General features: G+C 72.0%; 15 protein-coding genes. 14 read left to right on the top strand and 1 reads right to left on the bottom strand.

Annotation, left to right across the window (positions count from 1 at the left end):
* The first annotated feature begins 194 nt into the window (after positions 1 to 194).
* A complete protein-coding gene (locus tag AC5WRL_RS15840) occupies positions 195 to 1,232 on the top strand; it encodes a P-loop ATPase, Sll1717 family (RefSeq protein WP_496089169.1) in 1,038 nt (345 codons plus the stop codon).
* Between the two features lie 6 nt (positions 1,233 to 1,238).
* Here the strand turns inward: AC5WRL_RS15840 and AC5WRL_RS15845 are convergent, their stop codons facing one another.
* The gene (locus AC5WRL_RS15845; RefSeq protein WP_496089170.1) at positions 1,239 to 2,438 is read right to left on the bottom strand and encodes an ROK family protein; all 1,200 of its coding nucleotides are present in this window, start codon (positions 2,436 to 2,438) and stop codon (positions 1,239 to 1,241) included.
* A gap of 151 nt (positions 2,439 to 2,589) precedes the next feature.
* Between AC5WRL_RS15845 and AC5WRL_RS15850 the strand changes: the two genes are divergently transcribed.
* The 13 genes from AC5WRL_RS15850 (at position 2,590) to AC5WRL_RS15910 (ending at position 18,055) form a co-directional block, all read left to right on the top strand.
* Positions 2,590 to 4,152, top strand: a complete 1,563-nt coding sequence (locus AC5WRL_RS15850) for a sugar ABC transporter ATP-binding protein (RefSeq protein ID WP_496089171.1) — start codon at positions 2,590 to 2,592, stop codon at positions 4,150 to 4,152.
* The gene (locus AC5WRL_RS15855) at positions 4,149 to 5,228 is read left to right on the top strand and encodes an ABC transporter permease (protein ID WP_496089172.1); all 1,080 of its coding nucleotides are present in this window, start codon (positions 4,149 to 4,151) and stop codon (positions 5,226 to 5,228) included. Before AC5WRL_RS15850 ends, AC5WRL_RS15855 begins: the two co-directional genes overlap by 4 nt.
* An 85-nt stretch (positions 5,229 to 5,313) precedes the next feature.
* The gene (locus AC5WRL_RS15860; protein ID WP_496089173.1) at positions 5,314 to 6,354 is read left to right on the top strand and encodes a substrate-binding domain-containing protein; all 1,041 of its coding nucleotides are present in this window, start codon (positions 5,314 to 5,316) and stop codon (positions 6,352 to 6,354) included.
* Between the two features lie 58 nt (positions 6,355 to 6,412).
* Positions 6,413 to 7,615, top strand: coding sequence for a Gfo/Idh/MocA family protein (locus tag AC5WRL_RS15865; RefSeq protein ID WP_496089174.1), 1,203 nt, complete (start codon positions 6,413 to 6,415; stop codon positions 7,613 to 7,615).
* A 38-nt stretch (positions 7,616 to 7,653) separates the two neighbouring features.
* Positions 7,654 to 8,649, top strand: a complete 996-nt coding sequence (locus tag AC5WRL_RS15870) for a sugar phosphate isomerase/epimerase family protein (protein ID WP_496089175.1) — start codon at positions 7,654 to 7,656, stop codon at positions 8,647 to 8,649.
* Between the two features lie 135 nt (positions 8,650 to 8,784).
* The gene (locus AC5WRL_RS15875; RefSeq protein WP_496089176.1) at positions 8,785 to 10,929 is read left to right on the top strand and encodes a PQQ-dependent sugar dehydrogenase; all 2,145 of its coding nucleotides are present in this window, start codon (positions 8,785 to 8,787) and stop codon (positions 10,927 to 10,929) included.
* A 150-nt stretch (positions 10,930 to 11,079) separates the two neighbouring features.
* The gene (locus AC5WRL_RS15880; protein ID WP_496089177.1) at positions 11,080 to 12,264 is read left to right on the top strand and encodes an inositol-3-phosphate synthase; all 1,185 of its coding nucleotides are present in this window, start codon (positions 11,080 to 11,082) and stop codon (positions 12,262 to 12,264) included.
* Positions 12,261 to 13,289, top strand: a complete 1,029-nt coding sequence (locus tag AC5WRL_RS15885) for an SCO3242 family prenyltransferase (protein WP_496089178.1) — start codon at positions 12,261 to 12,263, stop codon at positions 13,287 to 13,289. Before AC5WRL_RS15880 ends, AC5WRL_RS15885 begins: the two co-directional genes overlap by 4 nt.
* On the top strand, positions 13,286 to 14,137 hold the full coding sequence (locus tag AC5WRL_RS15890; RefSeq protein WP_496089179.1) for a sugar phosphate isomerase/epimerase family protein: 852 nt from the start codon (positions 13,286 to 13,288) through the stop codon (positions 14,135 to 14,137). The genes AC5WRL_RS15885 and AC5WRL_RS15890 overlap by 4 nt, the downstream gene beginning before the upstream one ends.
* Positions 14,134 to 14,631, top strand: coding sequence for an EboA domain-containing protein (locus AC5WRL_RS15895; protein ID WP_496089180.1), 498 nt, complete (start codon positions 14,134 to 14,136; stop codon positions 14,629 to 14,631). Before AC5WRL_RS15890 ends, AC5WRL_RS15895 begins: the two co-directional genes overlap by 4 nt.
* A complete protein-coding gene (locus AC5WRL_RS15900; RefSeq protein ID WP_496089181.1) occupies positions 14,631 to 15,497 on the top strand; it encodes a TatD family hydrolase in 867 nt (288 codons plus the stop codon). Before AC5WRL_RS15895 ends, AC5WRL_RS15900 begins: the two co-directional genes overlap by 1 nt.
* Positions 15,494 to 16,654, top strand: a complete 1,161-nt coding sequence (eboE, locus tag AC5WRL_RS15905) for a metabolite traffic protein EboE (protein ID WP_496089182.1) — start codon at positions 15,494 to 15,496, stop codon at positions 16,652 to 16,654. Before AC5WRL_RS15900 ends, eboE begins: the two co-directional genes overlap by 4 nt.
* A gap of 21 nt (positions 16,655 to 16,675) precedes the next feature.
* The gene (locus AC5WRL_RS15910) at positions 16,676 to 18,055 is read left to right on the top strand and encodes an alkaline phosphatase family protein (RefSeq protein ID WP_496089183.1); all 1,380 of its coding nucleotides are present in this window, start codon (positions 16,676 to 16,678) and stop codon (positions 18,053 to 18,055) included.
* The last annotated feature ends 36 nt before the right edge of the window (positions 18,056 to 18,091 follow it).

The following is an 18,091-nucleotide window of genomic DNA, read 5'->3' on the forward strand; positions in this document are numbered from 1 at the left end:
CGGTGGGTCCCAGTGGTTCTGGATTCTCCGGAGCCGCGGGGCCCAGCTTTTTTCGTGGTTCCGCCCCTGCCGTTCGCCGATCACTTGAGACGATGGCGGAGAGGTGCCGTCCGTCGGCCGGCGGACGATGACGACGACCTGGAGGCGCCGCGATGGCAGTGCGGGGGCGGAGGCGGAGCCAGGGGCGGGGCGCGTTGCTCGCCGATCTGTACTTCGGGCGGGAGGACGCCGAACGGGACGTCGCCGACGGGCTGCTGCTGCGCGGCGGGTTCCTCCCCACCCACGCCACCCGGGCGGCCCTCTCCGGGCGCAAGATGCTCATCATCGGCCGCAAGGGGTCCGGCAAGAGCGCCATCTGCATGCATCTGATGGCCGACGGGGTGCACGCCGGCGGGAAGGCCCTGATCACGCCGGACGACGCCGCCGGGGACCGGATCCGGCGCTTCGAACTGCAAGGCCAGTCCGGTGACTCCGCCAAGTCACTCATCTGGCGCTACGTCTTCGCCGTGCACGCCGCCCGCCATGTGGTCGGCCACGCCAAGGACGCGCACCGCCGCAAGCCCGACTCGCTCAAGAACCTGCACCGCTTCCTGAAACAGAACGACGAACTCTCCGACGCCCGGCTCGCCCAGGGCATCGGCCGGTTCCAGACGGCGCTGTCGCTGGAGGCGTTCGGCATCAAGGCGGGCGTCGAACTCGCCCACGAGCCGTCGGAGGGCGCCCGCGCCGCACGGCAACTGGAGGTCGTGGAGAAGGGCGTGGCCCAGGCCCTCACCGACCTGGGGTGCGCCACGGCGCACGAGCCGCTGCTGCTGCTCGTGGATCAGCTGGAGCAGGTGTGGTCCGCCGACTCCGAGAGCAATTCGATGATCATCGGCCTGCTGCTGGCCGCCAAGCACGCCGCCGGGCGGTACGGGAGCGCGGTCCGTACGCTGCTGTTTCTGCGCTCCGACATCTACGACTCGCTGTCCTTCGGCGAGGGCGACAAGTTCCACGGCGATGAGCTGCGTCTCGTGTGGACGGATGACGCCCTGCGCGAGCTGGCCCTCACCCGCGCCCGGGCGTCGGCCGGTCCCGGGCTGACGGCGGAGGGGCTGTGGCAGGGGATGTTCCCCGAGACGGTGGACGGGGTGGACACCCCCCGGTTAGCCGCGTTGCAGCGGACCGCCGCGCAGCTCGGCCTCCGGTCGGGGATTCCGCCGCTCCCCGCGCAGCCGCCCCGTACCGAATGACCGTTCTCAGCGCCCGGTCGGGGCCAGGTGGGGTGGCAACTCCGCCGGGGTGAAGGCGTGTTCGACGACCATGGCCGCCGCGCCGTAGACGCCGGCGCGTTCGCCGGCCGCCGATTGGACGATGCGCAGGTCCTGGGTGGCCAGCGGCAGCGAGCGCTGGTAGACGACCTCCCGGATGCCCGCGACCAGGTGTTCGCCGGCCTGGGAGAGGGCGCCGCCGATGACGATGCCGGAGGGGTTGAAGAGGCTGACGGCCGTGGCCAGCACCTCGCCGATGTGGCGGCCGGCCTGGCGGATCAGTTTGAGGGTGGTCACCGAGCCGTTCCTGGCCTGGGCGACCACGTCCGCGCTGCTGTGGGCCGGCATGCCCAGCTCGGTCAGCCGCGCCGCCAGCGCGGCGCCGCTGGCCAGGGCCTCCAGGCAGCCGGTGTTGCCGCACCGGCACGGCACGTCCTGGTCCGGCAGCTGTACGTGGCCCATGTCGCCGGCCACGCCCTTGGCGCCCCGGTGCAGCCGCCCGTCGGCGATCAGGCCGCTGCCGATGCCGGTGGCGATCTTGACGTAGATCATGTGCTGCCACTCGGGCCACTGGGTGCGGTGTTCGCCGAGCGCCATCAGGTTGACGTCGTTGTCGACGAGCACGCTGGTGCCCAGCAGTTCGCGTACGTAGCCGGGGACGTCGAAGCCGTCCCAGCCGGGCATGATCGGCGGGTTGGTCGGCTTGCCGGAGGCGTGTTCGACCGGGCCCGGCAGGCCGATGCCGATGCCGAGCAGGTCGGTGCGGTCCCGGCCGGCCGCGCCCAGCAGCGCCTCGCCGTGTTCGCTGACCTGCTTGAGTACGGTCTCGGGCCCGGTCGCGATCTCCAGGGCCAGGTCTTCCTCGGCCAGCACCGTCCCGGACAGGTCGGTGACCGCCGTCTTGGCGTGGGTGGCCCCGACGTCGGCGGCCAGCACCACCCGGGAGGCCGCGTTGAAGACGAAGGTGGACGGTGGCCGGCCGCCCGTCGAGCGGGCGTTGTCGGTCTGGGTGAGCAGTCCGGAGGCGAGCAGGGTGTCGACCCGTTCGGCGACGGCGGAGCGGCCCATGCCGGTTTCGGCGACGAGTTCGGCCCGGGTACGGGGCCGGCCGTCCCGCATCAGCCGCAGCAGCGTGGCCGCGCCCGCCGCCTGCCCGGCCGATGGCTGGCCGTCCTCCGCCTCCGCCATGGTGTGCCCTGCCCTTCTGTCGAATGCGGACCGTAAGCGCATGCTGAACGATACAACGCAGGGGGCTTACGTCTTGTACCACCCGATCTTCCCGCACAAACTGCTGCACTTTCTATTGACTCCCGGCAAAAGCCTCCCTACGTTGACGGCCATGACAGGCCCACCGAAGGCGTCCGGCCCGTCCCCGGCACCGGACGCTGCCGAACCGCTGTTGACGATGCACGGCATCGTCAAGCACTTCCCCGGCGTACGCGCCCTCGACGGCATCGACCTCGACGTCCTGCCGGGCGAGGTGCACTGCCTCCTCGGCCAGAACGGCGCGGGCAAGTCCACGCTGATCAAGGTGCTGGCCGGGGCGCACCAGCCCGACGCCGGCCGGATTCTGTGGGAGGGCGGGGAAGTCCGCTTCCCCCGCCCCCAGGCGGCCCTGGACCGCGGCATCGCGACCATCTACCAGGAACTCGACCTGGTGGCCGGTCTGACCGTCGCCGAGAACATCTACCTCGGGCACGAGCGGGCGCAGTGGGGCTTCACCGCCCGCCGGCGGATCAACGCCGCCACCGCCGACCTGCTCAAGCGGCTCGGCCACCCCGAGATGTCGCCGACCACCGAGGTCGGCACGCTCTCCGCCGCCGGCCAGCAGATCGTCTCGATGGCGCGGGCCCTGTCCCACGACGCCCGGCTGATCATCATGGACGAGCCGTCCGCCGTCCTCGACCAGGAGGAGGTCGGCCGGCTGTTCAACGTCATCGCCGACCTCGCCGCCGAGGGCATCGCGATCATCTACATCTCGCACCGGCTTGAGGAGATCCGCCGGATCGGCGACCGCATCACCGTCCTCAAGGACGGCCGCACCGTCGCCACGGGCCTGCCGGCCGCCGACACCCCGACCGCCGAGATCATCCGGCTGATGACGGGGCGGTCCATCGAGTACGTCTTCCCCGAGCGGGCGGAGCTTCCGGCACCGGACGTGGCCGGCCCGGCCCCCGTGCTTGAGGTGCAAGGGCTCTCCCGCAAGGGGGAGTTCAGCGACATCTCCTTCAGCGTCCGACCCGGCGAGATCATCGGCCTGGCCGGGCTGGTCGGCTCCGGCCGCTCCGAGATCCTGGAGACGGTGTACGGCGCCCGCAAGTCCACCGCCGGTACGGTGCGCGTGGCCGGCGAGCGGCTGCGCCCGGGGCGGGTCGGCGCCGCGATGGCCGCCGGGATCGGGTTCTGCCCGGAGGAACGCAAGAGCCAGGCGCTCATCCTGGGCGACGCCATCTACCGCAACATCACCCTCGCCTCCCTCGCCCGGTTCCAGCGGGCCGGCTTCCTGGACAACGACGGCGAACGTACGGCGGCGGCCGAGCACACCGAGGCGCTGGACCTCCGTCCGGCCGGGGTCACCCGTCCGGTCGGCACCCTGTCCGGTGGCAACCAGCAGAAGATCGTGCTCGCCCGCTGGCTGCTGCGCGGCTGCCGTGTGCTGCTTCTCGACGAGCCGTCCCGGGGCGTGGACGTCGGCGCGCGCGCCGAGATCTACGCCCTCATCCGTGAACTCTCCGGCCAGGGCATCGCGGTGGTCCTCGTCTCCAGCGAGATCGAAGAGGTCATCGGCCTCTCCGACCGGGTGCTGGTGATCGCCGACGGGCGGATCGTCGCCGAGTCGGCGGCGGCCGAAATCGACGAGCACCACGTGCTCGACCTCGTAATGGAAGGTGATGCGGCGTGACCGCGCAGACACACGCCGAGGCCCAGGGCGGCGGCTCGGAGACCGGGGAGCAGCGGCCCGGCACCGCACCCGGCGGGAAGAGTACGGGCGGCGGCCCCGGCGGCCGGTTCGGCGCCCTGTTCGGCGGCTCCGCCGGGCAGATCCTGGGCCTGGTGATAGCCCTGCTGCTGCTCATCGTGATCGGCACGGTGACGGCCGGGGCCGACCGGTTCGCCACCTTCGACAACATGATGACGATTCTGCGGCTGGCCTCCGTCATCGGTGTGATCAGCATCGGGATGACGTTCGTCATCACCGGCGGCGGCATCGACCTGTCGGTCGGCGCGTTGGTGGCACTGGCCTCCGTGTGGGCCTCCACCCTGGCCACCCAGCAGATGGCGGCCGACTTCCACTGGATCGTGATCGTCTTCACCGCGCTGCTGGTCGGCGGGGGCGCCGGGCTGATCAACGGACTGCTGATCTCGTACGGGCGGATGGCCCCGTTCATCGCCACCCTGGCCATGATGGCGGCGGCGCGCGGCCTGGCCGAACTCATCTCGGACAAGAAGACCCAACTGGTCACCGAGCGCGGCCTGATCGACTTCTTCGGCGGCAAGGTGCTGGGCGTCCCGGTGCTGGTGATCATCTTCGCGCTGGTGGCGGCGGGCGGCTGGGTGCTGCTCAACCGCACCACCTTCGGCCGCCGCACCCTCGCCATCGGCGGCAACCCGGAGGCCGCCCGGCTGGCCGGCATCAATGTACGGCGCCACACCACCATCCTCTATGTACTGGTCGGCCTGGCCTGCGGACTTGCCGCCGTGATGCTGCTGGCCCGCACGACGTCCGGCACCGCGACCCACGGCGGGCTGTACGAACTGGACGCCATCGCCGCCGTGGTGATCGGCGGCACGCTGCTCAGCGGCGGGCGGGGCACGATCGTCGGCACCGTGTTCGGGGTGCTGATCTTCCAGACACTCACCAATGTGTTCACGCTCAACAACCTCAACAACTCCACCCAGGCAGTGGCCAAGGGTCTGATCATCGTCGCGGCCGTGCTGCTCCAGCAGCGGGTGGCCGCCCGGGGCAGTACGCCGTAACAGCCGTACGCCGTAACAGCCGTACCTCGTTCGTTCGCGCGCTCGCACTTCCTTCCGCTTCCCCCCTTACGCACCGGAGACTGTCATGCCCAGAAAGATCGCCCTGGCCGTTGCCGCCGTCGCCACTGTCGGCCTGCTCGCCTCCTGCACCAGCAACTCCACCGGCAGCAGCGGCAACGGTGACAGCAACGCCACGCCCGGCGCCGTCAGTTCCAACGACGACCCCGGCGAGAAGGTCGTCATCGGCTTCTCCGGACCCGCCGCCGGCCACGGCTGGATGGGCGCCATCAACACCTTCGCCCGGGAGACGGGCGCCCAGTACTCCGACGTCGAACTGCGGGTCGCCGAGGGCACCGACGACCCCAGCACCCAGATCAGCCACATCGAGACCTTCATCAACGACGGCGTGGACGCCATCGTGCTGCTGCCCACCGACGGCGCGGCGCTGACCCAGATCGCCATCGAGGCCATGGAAGCCGGCATCCCGGTGATCAACGTGGACCGCGAGTTCTCCGACGACGCCGCAGCCCGTACCACCCTGCTGGGTGACAACTACGGCATGGGCGTGTCCGCCGGCGCGTACGCCTGCGGTCTGGTCGCCGAGCACAACCTGGGCTCGGACGCCGTCATCGCCGAGATCGCCGGCATGGACTCGCTGCCGCTCACCCAGGAGCGCTCCCAGGGCTTCGCCGACGCGCTGGCGGCCTGCGGCCAGAACGTGGACAACCGGGTCGCCGCCGAGTTCAGCGTCGAATCCGGGGAGAGCGCCGCCTCCAACCTCCTCCAGGCGCAGAGCCACATCGACATCATCTGGAACCACGACGACGACCAGGGGGTCGGCGTCAAGGCGGCCTTCGACAACGCGGATCGCGACGAGTTCTTCTTCATCGGCGGGGCCGGCTCCGCCAACGCCATGCGCTGGATCGAGGCCGGCGAGATGGAGGCCACCGTCATCTACCCGGCCACCCAGGCCGCCGACGGCATCAAGCTGGCCCGCCTCATCGCCCAGGGCCGCGGCATGTCCGACCTGGTCCAGATCGAGGTCCCGCGCCGCATCGTGCTGGACGCCCCCGTGGTGACGGCCGACAACCTGGAGCAGTACCTCCCGATGGGCTTCGAGTCCTGACGCCCGCCGCTCACACGCGGCGTTCGACAGCGCCCAACCCGCCCCGAAGGAAGGCTCCATGAGCTCACTGAACAGCTCGCCCGGCAGCACGCCACCAGCCCGGCGCACCGTTGAAACGGTCGGCATCGGCATGATCGGCTACGGCTTCATGGGCGCGGCCCACTCCCAGGGCTGGCGCAATGCCCGAAGCTTCTTCGATCCGCCGCTGCGCCCGCGCCTCGCCGCCCTGGGCGGGCGGAACGCGCGGGCCGCCGGCGAGCTGGCCGATCGCTTCGACTGGCCCGTCGTGGAGACCGACTGGCGTGCGCTCATCGCCCGCGACGACGTCGGCATCGTCGACATCTGCACCCCGGGCGACACCCACGCGGAGATCGCGATCGCCGCCCTGGAAGCGGGCAAGCATGTGCTGTGCGAGAAGCCGCTCGCCAACACCGTCGCCGAGGCCGAGGCCATGGCGGCGGCGGCCGACGCGGCGCGGGAACGCGGTGTCCGGGCGATGCTGGGCTTCACCTACCGCCGGGTCCCGGCCCTCACCCTGGCCCGCCGGCTCGTCGCGGAGGGCCGGCTCGGGCAGCTGCGGCACGTACGGGCGCGCTACCTCCAGGACTGGCTGACGGACCCCGCCGCCCCGTACACCTGGCGGATGTCGCGCGAGCGGGCCGGGTCCGGCGCGCTGGGCGACATCGGGGCGCACGCGGTGGACCTCACCCAGTACGTCACCGGTGAGGCGATCACCGGGGTGAGCGCGCTCACCGACACCTTCGTGCCCGAGCGCCCGCTGGCCGACGGCAGCGGCGGTACGGGGCGGGTGACCGTCGATGACGCGGCCGTGTTCACCGGGCGGCTCGGCGGCGGGGCGCTGGCGTCGTTCGAGGCGACCCGGTACGCCACCGGCCGCAAGAACGCGCTGCGACTGGAGCTCAACGGCACCCTCGGGTCCCTGGCGTTCGACCTCGAAGACCTGAACGTCCTGCACTTCCACGACGCGACCGCCGGCTCCCTCACCCAGGGCTTCACCCGGATTCTCGTCACCGAGCCCGAACACCCCTATCTCGACGCCTGGTGGCCGCCCGGCCACGGCCTGGGCTACGAGCACGCGTTCGCCCACCAGTCCGTCGACCTGCTGACCGCCATCGCCGAGGGCACCGACCCGCTGCCGTCCTTCGCGGACGGGCTGCGGGTGCAGCGGCTGCTCGCTGCGGTGGAGGAGAGCGCGGAGCGGGGCGGCGTGTGGACCGCCGTCCCGGTTCCCGCCACCTGACCCCCGCGGACCACACCCCCCAACCCACAGGAGCCGTCATGTGTTACGGATTCGACGGAGACAGAACGCTCACCCAGTCACTGGCCGCGCGCGGCATGGGCCGCCGCTCGATGCTGCGCGGCGCGGCCGTGGCGCTCGGCGCCGGGGCGCTGGCCGCCGGCGGGGCGGCCACCGCGCTCGCGGCGACCCCGGCCGCCGCCGCCCAGGGCAACTCCGGTCCCGGGCTCGGCCACGGCCACGGCAACGGCCGCAAGCCGCTGGTGCCGCCGGGCCAGATCAGCATCCAGCTGTACACGATGCGCGACGCGCTCGGCGGCCAGCCCGGGTACGACGAGACGCTGCGGCAGATATCCCGCATCGGCTACACCAAGGTGGAGCAGGCGCTCGGCTACTACGGCCGTACCGCCCGCGAACTGCGCCGCTTCTACGACCGGCTCGGCATCCGGGCCACCTCCAGCCACGAAGGCATCAGCGACAGCGACGCGGCGCTGCGTACCAAGATCGACAACGCCCGCACCCTGGGCCAGAAGTACATGAACGTGCCCTACCTGGCCTCCGCCAACGCGGACGACTGGCGCCGCTGGGCCGAGCGGATGAACGTCGAGGCACGGGCCGCCTGCCGGGCCGGCCTGCGCTACGGCTATCACAACCACGCCCACGAGTGGACCACCGACCTGGGCCGGGGCCGTACCCCCTGGGACATCCTCACCGCGGAACTCGACCCGCGTTACGTCCACCTGGAGATCGACCTCTACTGGACGGCGACCGCCGCGTACGAGACCGGCGAGCGCGATCTGGAGGCTTTCTCCCTCGATGTGATCCGCGCGGCTCCGCAGTCCGTGCTCCAGTACCACGTCAAGGACCGCAGCGCGGTGGACGGGGACACCTCCGACCTGGGCACCGGGATCATCGACTTCCCGAGGATCTTCAAGGCGCACCAGGTCAAGGAGTACATCGTGGAGAACGACCGCCCCGATGTGACGCCGATCGAGACCGCGCGGGTGGGTTACGGCTACCTGCGCGGCGGCAAGTAGGCACCACCCCTTTTTGCTCCCGGCGGCGGCCGGACGACCGCCGCCGGGTGAGCCCTGCCGTCGTTCGCCGGCACGCGAACGACGGCGCGGGCTCGACCGCCGGCCAAACCGCAGAATGCACCAATTGGGGATGCAATGCGAAGAAAAAAGACCCTGACCGCCTGGGTGGCCGCCATGACGGCCGCGCTTTTGAGCCTACCCGCCGCGGCGACCGCCCACGACGGGCACCCGCACCCTGACCCGACTCCCCCCACCCCCGCCTCCGAATTCCAGAAGGTCACCCTCAACGACAGCCCCGGTGAGCCGATCGCGCTGGCCGTCCTGCCGGACGGCCGCGTGCTGCACACCACCCGGGGCGGCGAGGTCTGGCTCAACAACCCGCGCAACGGCCTCAATACGCTGGCCGGCACCCTCGACGTGTACACGCACGACGAGGAGGGCCTTCAGGCGGTGGCCATCGACCCCGGATTCAACGGGGTCACCAACCGCTGGGTTTATCTCTATTACGCGCCCCCGCTGGACACCCCGACCGATGACCCGGCGACCCCGGACATCAACGAGGGCGATGCCCCGATCACCGGTTCCCCCGAGGACTTCGAGCCGTTCGAGGGCGTCAGCCGGCTCTCCCGCTTCCAGTTGCGCGGCGACAAGCTCGATCTGAGCACCGAGCAGCAGATCATCGAGGTGGCGGCCGACCGGGGCATCTGCTGCCACGTCGGCGGCGACATCGTCTTCGACCGGGCCGGCAATCTGCTGCTGTCGACCGGCGACGACTCCAACCCGTTCGACTCGGCCGGCTACACCCCGATCGACGAGCGCCCGGAGCGCAATCCGGCGTACGACGCGCAGCGCACCTCCGCCAACACCAATGATCTGCGCGGCAAGGTGCTGCGCATCAAGGTCAATCGGGACGGCTCGTACTCCATCCCGCGCGGCAACCTCTTCAAGCCGGGGACGGCCAACGCCCGGCCGGAGATCTATCTGATGGGGCTGCGCAACCCGTTCCGGATCGAGATCGACCCGCGCGACGACACCTTGTACGTGGCGGACTACTCGCCGGACGCCCGGGTGGACGACCCGAAGCGCGGCCCGGCCGGCACCGGTAAGTGGTTCGCCGCGCGGCAGGCCGGCAACCACGGCTGGCCGTACTGTGTCTCGCCCGACATGCCGTACGTCGAGTACGACTTCGCCACCGGTGTCTCAGGCGAGCCCTTCGACTGTGCCGCCCCGGTGAACGACTCGCCGCGCAACACCGGGCTGCGCGAGCTGCCGCCGGTGGAGCCGTCGCAGCTGCTGTACGGGTACGGCGAGTCGTCGGAGTTCCCGGAGCTGGGCACCGGCGGCATCGGCCCGATGGCCGGCCCGGTGTACGAGTACGACTGGCTCACCGCCAAGCTGCCCGGCTCGCGGGCCTGGCCGAAGGAGTACGCGGGCAAGCCGCTGTTCTTCGAGTTCACCCGGGACAGGATCTGGGGCCTGACGCTGAACCGGCAGGGCGACATCAGCCATGTCGAGGACGTGTTGCCGGGGATGCCGTTCTCGTCCCTGATGGACATGGAGTTCGGCCCGGACGGCGCGCTGTACGTCCTGGAGTACGGCAAGGGCTTCTTCAGCGAGAACCCGGAGGCCCAGCTGGCCCGGATCGACTACATCGGGAAGAACGGCAACCACACCCCGGTGCCGGTGGCGTCCGCCGATGTGACCACCGGGCACGCGCCGCTGACGGTCAACTTCTCCAGCGAGGGCACGTACGACCCGGACGGTGACCGGCTGCTGTACGCCTGGGACTTCAACTCGGACGGCAAGATCGATTCGCGCAAGGCGAACCCGACCTTCACCTACAAGAAGAACGGGGTCTACACCGCCTCGCTGCGGGTGACGGACATCGGCGGGCGCGACCGGGGCCGGTCGGCGAACGCCGAGGTGAAGATCGTCATCGGGAACGACACGCCGCAGGTCAGCTTCATCAAGCCGGTCACCGGTGAGGAGTTCTGGTTCGGCGATGTCATCGAGTTCGAGGTGACGGTGACGGACGATCAGCCGGTGGACTGCGCACGGGTGACGGTCACCTACATCCTGGGCCATGACACCCACGGCCACCCGATGACCACGGCGCGCGGCTGCAAGGGCAGCATCCGCACCGGCACCGATGATTCGCACGATCCCGATCACGACGACCTCAAGGGTGTGTTCGTGGCGAGTTACACCGACCCGGGGGTGGACGGGCTGCCGCCGCTGACCGGGACCGCAGAGGTCACGCTCAATCCGGTACGTCGCTGATTGAGCTGGGAATGATCGTGACTGATCAGGACCGACCGGGATCGACCGGTGATTAGCCGGAGATTGACCGGGGATTGACCGGGTGGCCCCGGCCCACAGGACGACGGGCCGGGGCCACCCGAGCGGAACCACTGACCAGGAGGTCTGCACATGTCACCGTCACCGCTCACCCCACGCATCGGGGCGTGGTTCATCGGCGCCAGGGGATCGGTGGCGACCACCGCCACGGTCGGCACCCTCGCGCTGCGCGCCGGGCTCGGCACCCCGGACGGCTGCGTGAGCGAACTGCCCGAGGTGGCCGCGGCCAAGCTGCCCGCGCTCACCGGCATCATCACCGGCGGCCACGAGGTCGGCGAGGGCTCCCTCCCCAAACGCGCCGAGGAACTCGCCGCCGGCGGCGTCTTCCCCGACGCCCTGGCCCGCGCCCTGACCACCGAACTCGCGGCGGCGGACGCCCGGATACGCCCCGGGGCCGGACCCGGCGGCGAAACCCAGCGGGCGGCGGCCCGCCGCATCCAGGACGACATCGCCGCCTTCCGGGAGCAGCACGGCCTCGCCGAGGTGGTCGTGGTCGACGTCTCCAGCACCGAACCGCCGGTGGCCGCCGCCGACACCCCCGAACTGTCCACCCTGGAGCTGCTGGAGGCCGCCCTGGACCGGGGCGAATCCCCGCTGCCCACCAGCTCGCTGTACGTGTACGCCGCGTTCCGGGCCGGCTGCCCGGTCGTCGCCTTCACCCCCAGCCCCGGCCCGCGCCTTCCCGCGCTCGCCGAGCTCGCGCTGGCGCAGGGCCTGCCGTGGGCCGGCTCCGACGGCAAGACCGGCGAGACGCTGCTGAAATCGGCGCTCGCCCCGATGTTCGCCCACCGGGCGCTCACCGTACGGTCCTGGGCCTCCGTCAACCTGCTGGGCGGCGGCGACGGCCGCACCCTGGCCGACCCGGCGGCGGCCGAGAGCAAGCTGCGCACCAAGGGCCAGGGCCTGGAGGCGATCCTCGGCCACCGGGTCGACGGCCCGATGCACATCGACTACGTCGCCGACCTCGGAGACTGGAAGACCGCCTGGGACCACGTCTCCTTCGAGGGCTTCCTCGGCACCCGCATGTCGCTGCAATTCACCTGGAGCGGCTGCGACTCGGCGCTGGCCGCGCCGCTGGTGCTGGACCTGGTGCGGCTCACGGCGCGGGCGAAGCAGGCCGGGCAGGCAGGTCCGCTCGCGGCGCTCGGCTTCTTCTTCAAGGACCCGGCGGGCACCGGCGAACACGACCTCGGCACGCAGTGGGCGGCCCTGACCGGCTGGTGCGCGGCGCTCGGCGCCGAGGAGGACGGCGCGTGAGGCCGCGCGACGCCGCCGAACTGCTGCGGCTGCCCGCCGCGCTGACCGTCCCCGGCGACAGCCTGGCGGGCGCGGCGGCGGCCGGCCGGCCCTACGGCGGCCGGACCTGGGCGGCGCCCGCCGCCTCGGTGTGCCTGTATCTGGCGGGCATGGCGCTCAACGACTTCGCGGACGCCGACCTGGACGCGCGGGAGCGCCCCGAGCGGCCGATCCCGTCCGGGCGGGTGGACGCCTTCGAGGCGCTGGGACTGGCCACCGCGCTGACCGGCGCCGGACTGACCCTGGCCGGGGTGGCGGGCGGCCGGAAGGCGCTGCGGGTCGCGGTGCCGCTGGCCGCGACGGTCTGGACGTACGACCTGTGGGCACAGCGCACGGTGGCCGGCCCGGCCGTGATGGCGCTGGCCCGCGGCCTTGATGTGCTCCTGGGCGCGGGCGGCGACCTGCGCCGGGCGGGCCTGCCGGCCCTGGCGATCGCCACCCACACGGCGGGCGTGACGATGCTGAGCCGCGGCGAGGTCCACGGCACAACCCGCAGCACGGCGGGCGCGGCCCTGACGGCGACGGCGCTGGCGGCAACACTGGCCGCCACCCCCCGCCCGGACCGTACGGCCCGCCCGGACCGTACGGACCGTACGGACCGTACGGCACCGGGCGGCGCCGAGCCGCCCGGTGTGGCGCGTGCCGCGGCCTCCACCGCTGCGACCGCCGGGCACGGCCCGGCGGTCCGGCCGGCCGGCGGCCCGGTGGTCACCGCCCCGGGCGCGGGGCGCCGGGCCGTGGACCGCTGGGCGGTCGCCGGGGGGTTGGCCGGTTATGTCGGCACCGTGGGGCGCGCACAGCTCGGCGCGGTGCGTACGCCGGGGCATGCCGGCACCGTACGGGCCGCTACCGGGACCGGCGTACGCGGCGTCACGGCCCTGCAATCCGCGCTGCTCGCCGGGGCCGGCGCCCCCGTGCTGGCCGGGGCGCTGACCGCGTTGGGCGGGCTGGCCCGCCTCGCCTCCCGAAAGGTGTCCCCCACATGACCGACCCCGACAAGCCGCGCTTCGGCTACGGCACCAACGGCTTCGCCAACCACCGCCTCGAAGACGCCCTCGACGTGATCGCCGGCCTCGGGTACGACGGGGTGGCGCTGACCCTCGACCACCACCATCTGGACCCGTTCGCACCGGACCTCGCCGCCCGTACGGCGGCCGTGGCGCGCCGCCTGGAGCGGCTCGGCCTGGCGGTGGTGATCGAGACCGGCGCCCGATTCCTCATGGACCCGTGGCACAAGCACGAGCCCACCCTCGTTTCGCGCGAGGGCCGCGACCGCCGCGTCGCGTATCTGAACCTGGCGGTACGGGTCGCCGCCGATCTCGGCGCGCAGGCCGTCTCCTTCTGGTCCGGCATCCTGCCGCCGGACACGACGCCCGAGGAGGGCTGGGAGCGGATGACGGCGGGCGTGGCCGAGGTGCTGCGCACGGCCGAGGCGCACCAGGTGGTCTGCGCGGTGGAACCCGAACCCGGCATGTTCATCGACACGCTGGCCGGCGTCACACAGCTGCGCCGCCGGCTCGGCGAGCCGCCCGCGCTGCGCTACACGATCGACATCGGCCACACCGTGTGCAACGAGCCGGCGGCCACCGCGGACTGCGTGCGGACGGCCGGCCCGCTGCTGGCCAACGTCCAGGCGGACGACATGCTGCCCGGCGTCCACGACCATCTGGAGTTCGGCGAGGGCGACATCGACCTGGTCGCCACGCTGGGCGCCCTGCGCGAGGTCGGCTACGGCGGCCTGGTGGCCGTGGAACTCCCGCGCCACGCCCACGCCGCCCCGGTGGTGGCGGCCCGCGCCCTGGAGGCGCTGCGCGCCGCGGAGGCGAAGCTGTGACCGACTTGATCACCAGGTTCCCGGCGGTGGCCCGCGAGGTCGGCAAGGAGCGGGCGGACGCCGCCCGGGTGACCCTGCTGACGGCGGCGGCCCGGGCCGGCACGCTCACCGGCACCTTGCTGGCCGAGTTGTACGACTTCGGCGACTCGGACGAGAAGCGGGCGGTGCTGCTGGCGCTGAACGAACCGGAGCTGGCCGGGCTGGGCGCGGAACCGCTGCTGGCGGACGCCCTGCGCACGAACGACCCCCGGCTGGTGGCGGCGGCGCTCGGCCCGTACGCCGCCCGCCGGCTGACGCCCGACGCGTGGCGGCACGGCGTCCTGAAGTGCCTGTTCATGGAGATCCCGCTCGACTCGATCACCGGCTGGACCGAACGCGCCGACCCCGACCCCGAACTGGCGCGGATGACGCGCGCCTATGTGACGGAACGCCGGGCGGCGGGCCGCGACATCCCGGCAGACGCCCTTCGCCTCATCGAACGGAACGACCGCTGATGCGCATCTTCGACCCCCACATCCACATGACCTCCCGCACCACCGACGACTACCAGGCGATGTACGAGGCCGGGGTGCGCGCCGTCACCGAGCCGGCGTTCTGGCTGGGCCAGCCCCGTACGTCGGTGGGCTCCTTCCGCGACTACTTCGACACCCTGGTGGGCTGGGAACGGTTCCGCGCCGCCCAGTTCGGCATCCGGCACCACTGCACGATCGCGCTGAACCCGAAGGAGGCCAACGACCCCCGGCTGGCCGGGGTGCTGGACCTGCTGCCCCGCTATCTGGCGAAGGACGGCGTGGTCGCGGTCGGCGAGACCGGGTTCGACGCGATGACGGACGCGGAGGAGAAGATCTTCACCCGCCATCTGGATCTGGCGGTGGAGCACGGCCTGCCGGTCCTGGTGCACACCCCCCACCGCGACAAGGCGGCCGGCACCCGCCGCACCCTGGACCTGGTGGCGGCCCGCGGGCTGCCCGCCGAGCGGGTGCTGGTGGACCACCTGAACGAGGTGACGGTGGGCCTGGTGGCGAACACCGGCTGCTGGATGGGCTTCTCGATCTACCCCGACACCAAGATGGACGAGGAGCGGATGGTCCGGATCCTGACCGAGTACGGCACGGACCGGATGATCGTCAACTCGGCGGCGGACTGGGGCCGCAGTGACCCGCTCAAGACGGCGAAGACGGGCGCGGCCATGCTGGCGGCCGGCTTCTCGCCGGACGAGGTCGACCAGGTGCTGTGGCGCAACCCGGTGGAGTTCTACGCGCAGAGCGGCCGGCTGCTGCTGGACGAGCCGGCCGACGCCCCCGCCTCGACGTGGGAAGGCAACTCGATCCTGCGCGGCGAACGCAAGGACGTGGCATGAGGTTCGTACACCGGGACGGCACGACGATCCATCTCGCCTACTGCACCAACGTCCACCCGGCCGAGGACCTCGCGGGCGTGCACCGCCAGCTGGAGGTGTACGGGGCGGGCGTCCGCGCCCGCCTCGGGGCCGCCCGCCTGGGCCTCGGGCTGTGGCTCCCGGCGGAACTGGCGGCACGGCTGGCGGCGGACGAGGCCGCGGTGCGGGACCTCCGCCGCCGGCTGTCGGCCCAGGGCCTGGAGGTGGTGACGCTGAACGCCTTCCCCTACCGGGGGTTTCACGCCCCGGTGGTGAAGAGGGCGGTCTACCACCCGGACTGGACCGAGGAGGACCGGCTGACCTACACGCTCAACTGCGCGCGGGTGCTGGCGGCGCTGCTCCCGGATGACGCCACGCGCGGCAGTATTTCCACAGTCCCGCTCGCCTGGCGCGATCCGTGGGACGGGGTGCGGGCGGACCTGGCCCGTAAAAAACTGGCTCGCCTGGCCGACGGCTTGGCGAGGATCGAGGCGGAGACGGGGCGTACGATCCGGGTCGCGTTCGAGCCGGAGCCCGGCTGTGTCGTGGAGACGACGGCCGACGCGGTGCGCGAGCTGTCGGGAATCGACACCGACCGCCTCGGTGTGTGCCTGGATCTGTGTCATCTGGCGGTGGGCTGGGAGCACCCGGGGGAGGCGGTGGGCCGGCTGGCCGGGGCGGGGCTGCCGGTGGTGAAGGCGCAGGTATCGGCGGCGCTGGAGGCGGCGTCGCCGGCCGATGCCGCGACCCGGGCGGCGCTGGCCCGGTATACGGAGGAACGTTTCCTCCATCAGGTGCGCAACGCCTCGGGCGGCGCGAGCGACGATCTTCCCGAGGCGCTGAGCGGTCTGCCGGGCGGCGATGAGGGCAGTGGCTGGCGGGTGCACTTCCACGCCCCGCTGCACGAGCGGCCGGAACCGCCGCTTACCTCGACGACACCTCATCTGCGCTCCGCTCTCCACGCGTTGCTGGCCGGCCCACGGGCCCTGACCGACCACCTGGAGGTGGAGACGTACACCTGGTCCGTCCTGCCCGAACACCGCCGCCCGACGACGGCCGCGGAGTTGGCGGACGGTCTGGCGGCCGAACTGGAGTGGACCAGGAAAGCCCTGCTCGCCGTGGGTTTGCAGGAGATCTGAAGGAGCTCTGAGACAACAACCATGTCCCCCAAGCGCATCCTGCTGCTCAATGTGGTGGGTCTGACCCCGCGGCTGCTGGCCCACGCCCCGAACCTGCGCGCCGTGGCCGCGGCCGGCTGGCAGGCCGAGCTGGCCCCGGTGCTGCCGGCGGTCACCTGCTCCGTACAGTCCTCGATGCTCACCGGCCTGCCGCCGTCCGGGCACGGCATCGTCGGCAATGGCTGGTACTTCCGAGACCAGGGCGAAATCCATCTGTGGCGGCAGCACAACCGCCTGGTGGAGGGCGAGAAGGTCTGGGACGCGGCCCGCAAGGTGTACCCGGACTACAAGGTGGCGAACATCTGCTGGTGGTACGCGATGGGCGCGGACACCGACTGGACGGTGACCCCCCGCCCCGTCTACCACGCGGACGGCCGCAAGTCCCCCGACTGCTACACCCGGCCGCCCGGGCTGCACGACGAACTGGTCGCCGAACTCGGCCCGTTCCCGATGTTCCACTACTGGGGCCCGACCGCCTCGCTGCGCTCCAGCGAATGGATCGTGGCGGCCACCCGCCGGCTGCTGCCACGCGCCGACCTCACCTTGAGCTACATCCCGCATCTGGACTACGACCTGCAACGCTACGGTCCGGACAGCCCGCAGGCGATCCGCGCGGCGCGGGACGTGGACCGCGTCCTGGCCCCGCTGCTGGCGGACGCGAAGGCGTCCGGCACCACGGTCGTCGTGGTGAGCGAGTACGGCATCACGAAGGCGAGCCAACCGGTGGACGTCAACCGGGCCCTGCGCCGGGCCGGCCTGCTGGAGGTCTACACCCAGGACGGCATGGAGTACCTGGACCCCTGGGTGTCGCGGGCTTTCGCGGTGTCCGACCACCAAGTGGCCCACGTGTATGTGCCGGACGCGGACGACCTGGCGAAGGTGGCGGAGCTGTGCGCCCAACTGCCGGGCGTGGCGGAGGTGTTGACCAAGGAGGCGCAGGCGGAGTACGGCCTGGCCCACGAACGCTCCGGCGAACTGGTGCTGGTGGCCGAGCCGGAGGCGTGGTTCACGTACTACTACTGGCTGGACGACGCCCACGCCCCGGACTTCGCCCGGGGCGTGGAGATCCACCGCAAGCCCGGCTACGACCCGGCCGAGCTGTTCTTCGACCCGGCCAACCCGAGGGCCCGGTTGCAGGCGGCCACCGGCCTGGCGCGCAAGAAGCTGGGCCTGCGCTATGCGATGAACGTGGTGCCGCTCGACCCGAGCTGGGTGACCGGCACCCACGGCCGCCTTCCCGACTCCCCCGAGGACGGCCCGGTGCTGCTGTGTTCCACGGCCGACTCCGCCCGACCCCGCCTGGAGGCCGCGGAGGTCAAGTCCCTCCTGCTGACCCTGGCGGGCATCGGCGCGGAGCGGTGACTACCGCTTCTTCTTCGTCTTCCGCTTCTGCCGCGC

It is taken from the genome of Streptomyces sp. NTD107 (genome assembly GCF_059510435.1).

Bases quoted from the DNA above. Each gene is read 5' to 3' on its own strand.
- AC5WRL_RS15845 (WP_496089170.1), bottom strand. From the start codon at position 2,438: ATGGCGGAGGCGGAGGACGGCCAGCCATCGGCCGGGCAGGCGGCGGGC.
- AC5WRL_RS15850 (WP_496089171.1), top strand. From the start codon at position 2,590: ATGACAGGCCCACCGAAGGCGTCCGGCCCGTCCCCGGCACCGGACGCT.
- AC5WRL_RS15860 (WP_496089173.1), top strand. From the start codon at position 5,314: ATGCCCAGAAAGATCGCCCTGGCCGTTGCCGCCGTCGCCACTGTCGGC.
- AC5WRL_RS15865 (WP_496089174.1), top strand. From the start codon at position 6,413: ATGAGCTCACTGAACAGCTCGCCCGGCAGCACGCCACCAGCCCGGCGC.
- AC5WRL_RS15870 (WP_496089175.1), top strand. From the start codon at position 7,654: ATGTGTTACGGATTCGACGGAGACAGAACGCTCACCCAGTCACTGGCC.
- AC5WRL_RS15875 (WP_496089176.1), top strand. From the start codon at position 8,785: ATGCGAAGAAAAAAGACCCTGACCGCCTGGGTGGCCGCCATGACGGCC.
- AC5WRL_RS15880 (WP_496089177.1), top strand. From the start codon at position 11,080: ATGTCACCGTCACCGCTCACCCCACGCATCGGGGCGTGGTTCATCGGC.
- AC5WRL_RS15890 (WP_496089179.1), top strand. From the start codon at position 13,286: ATGACCGACCCCGACAAGCCGCGCTTCGGCTACGGCACCAACGGCTTC.
- AC5WRL_RS15900 (WP_496089181.1), top strand. From the start codon at position 14,631: ATGCGCATCTTCGACCCCCACATCCACATGACCTCCCGCACCACCGAC.
- eboE (WP_496089182.1), top strand. From the start codon at position 15,494: ATGAGGTTCGTACACCGGGACGGCACGACGATCCATCTCGCCTACTGC.
- AC5WRL_RS15910 (WP_496089183.1), top strand. From the start codon at position 16,676: ATGTCCCCCAAGCGCATCCTGCTGCTCAATGTGGTGGGTCTGACCCCG.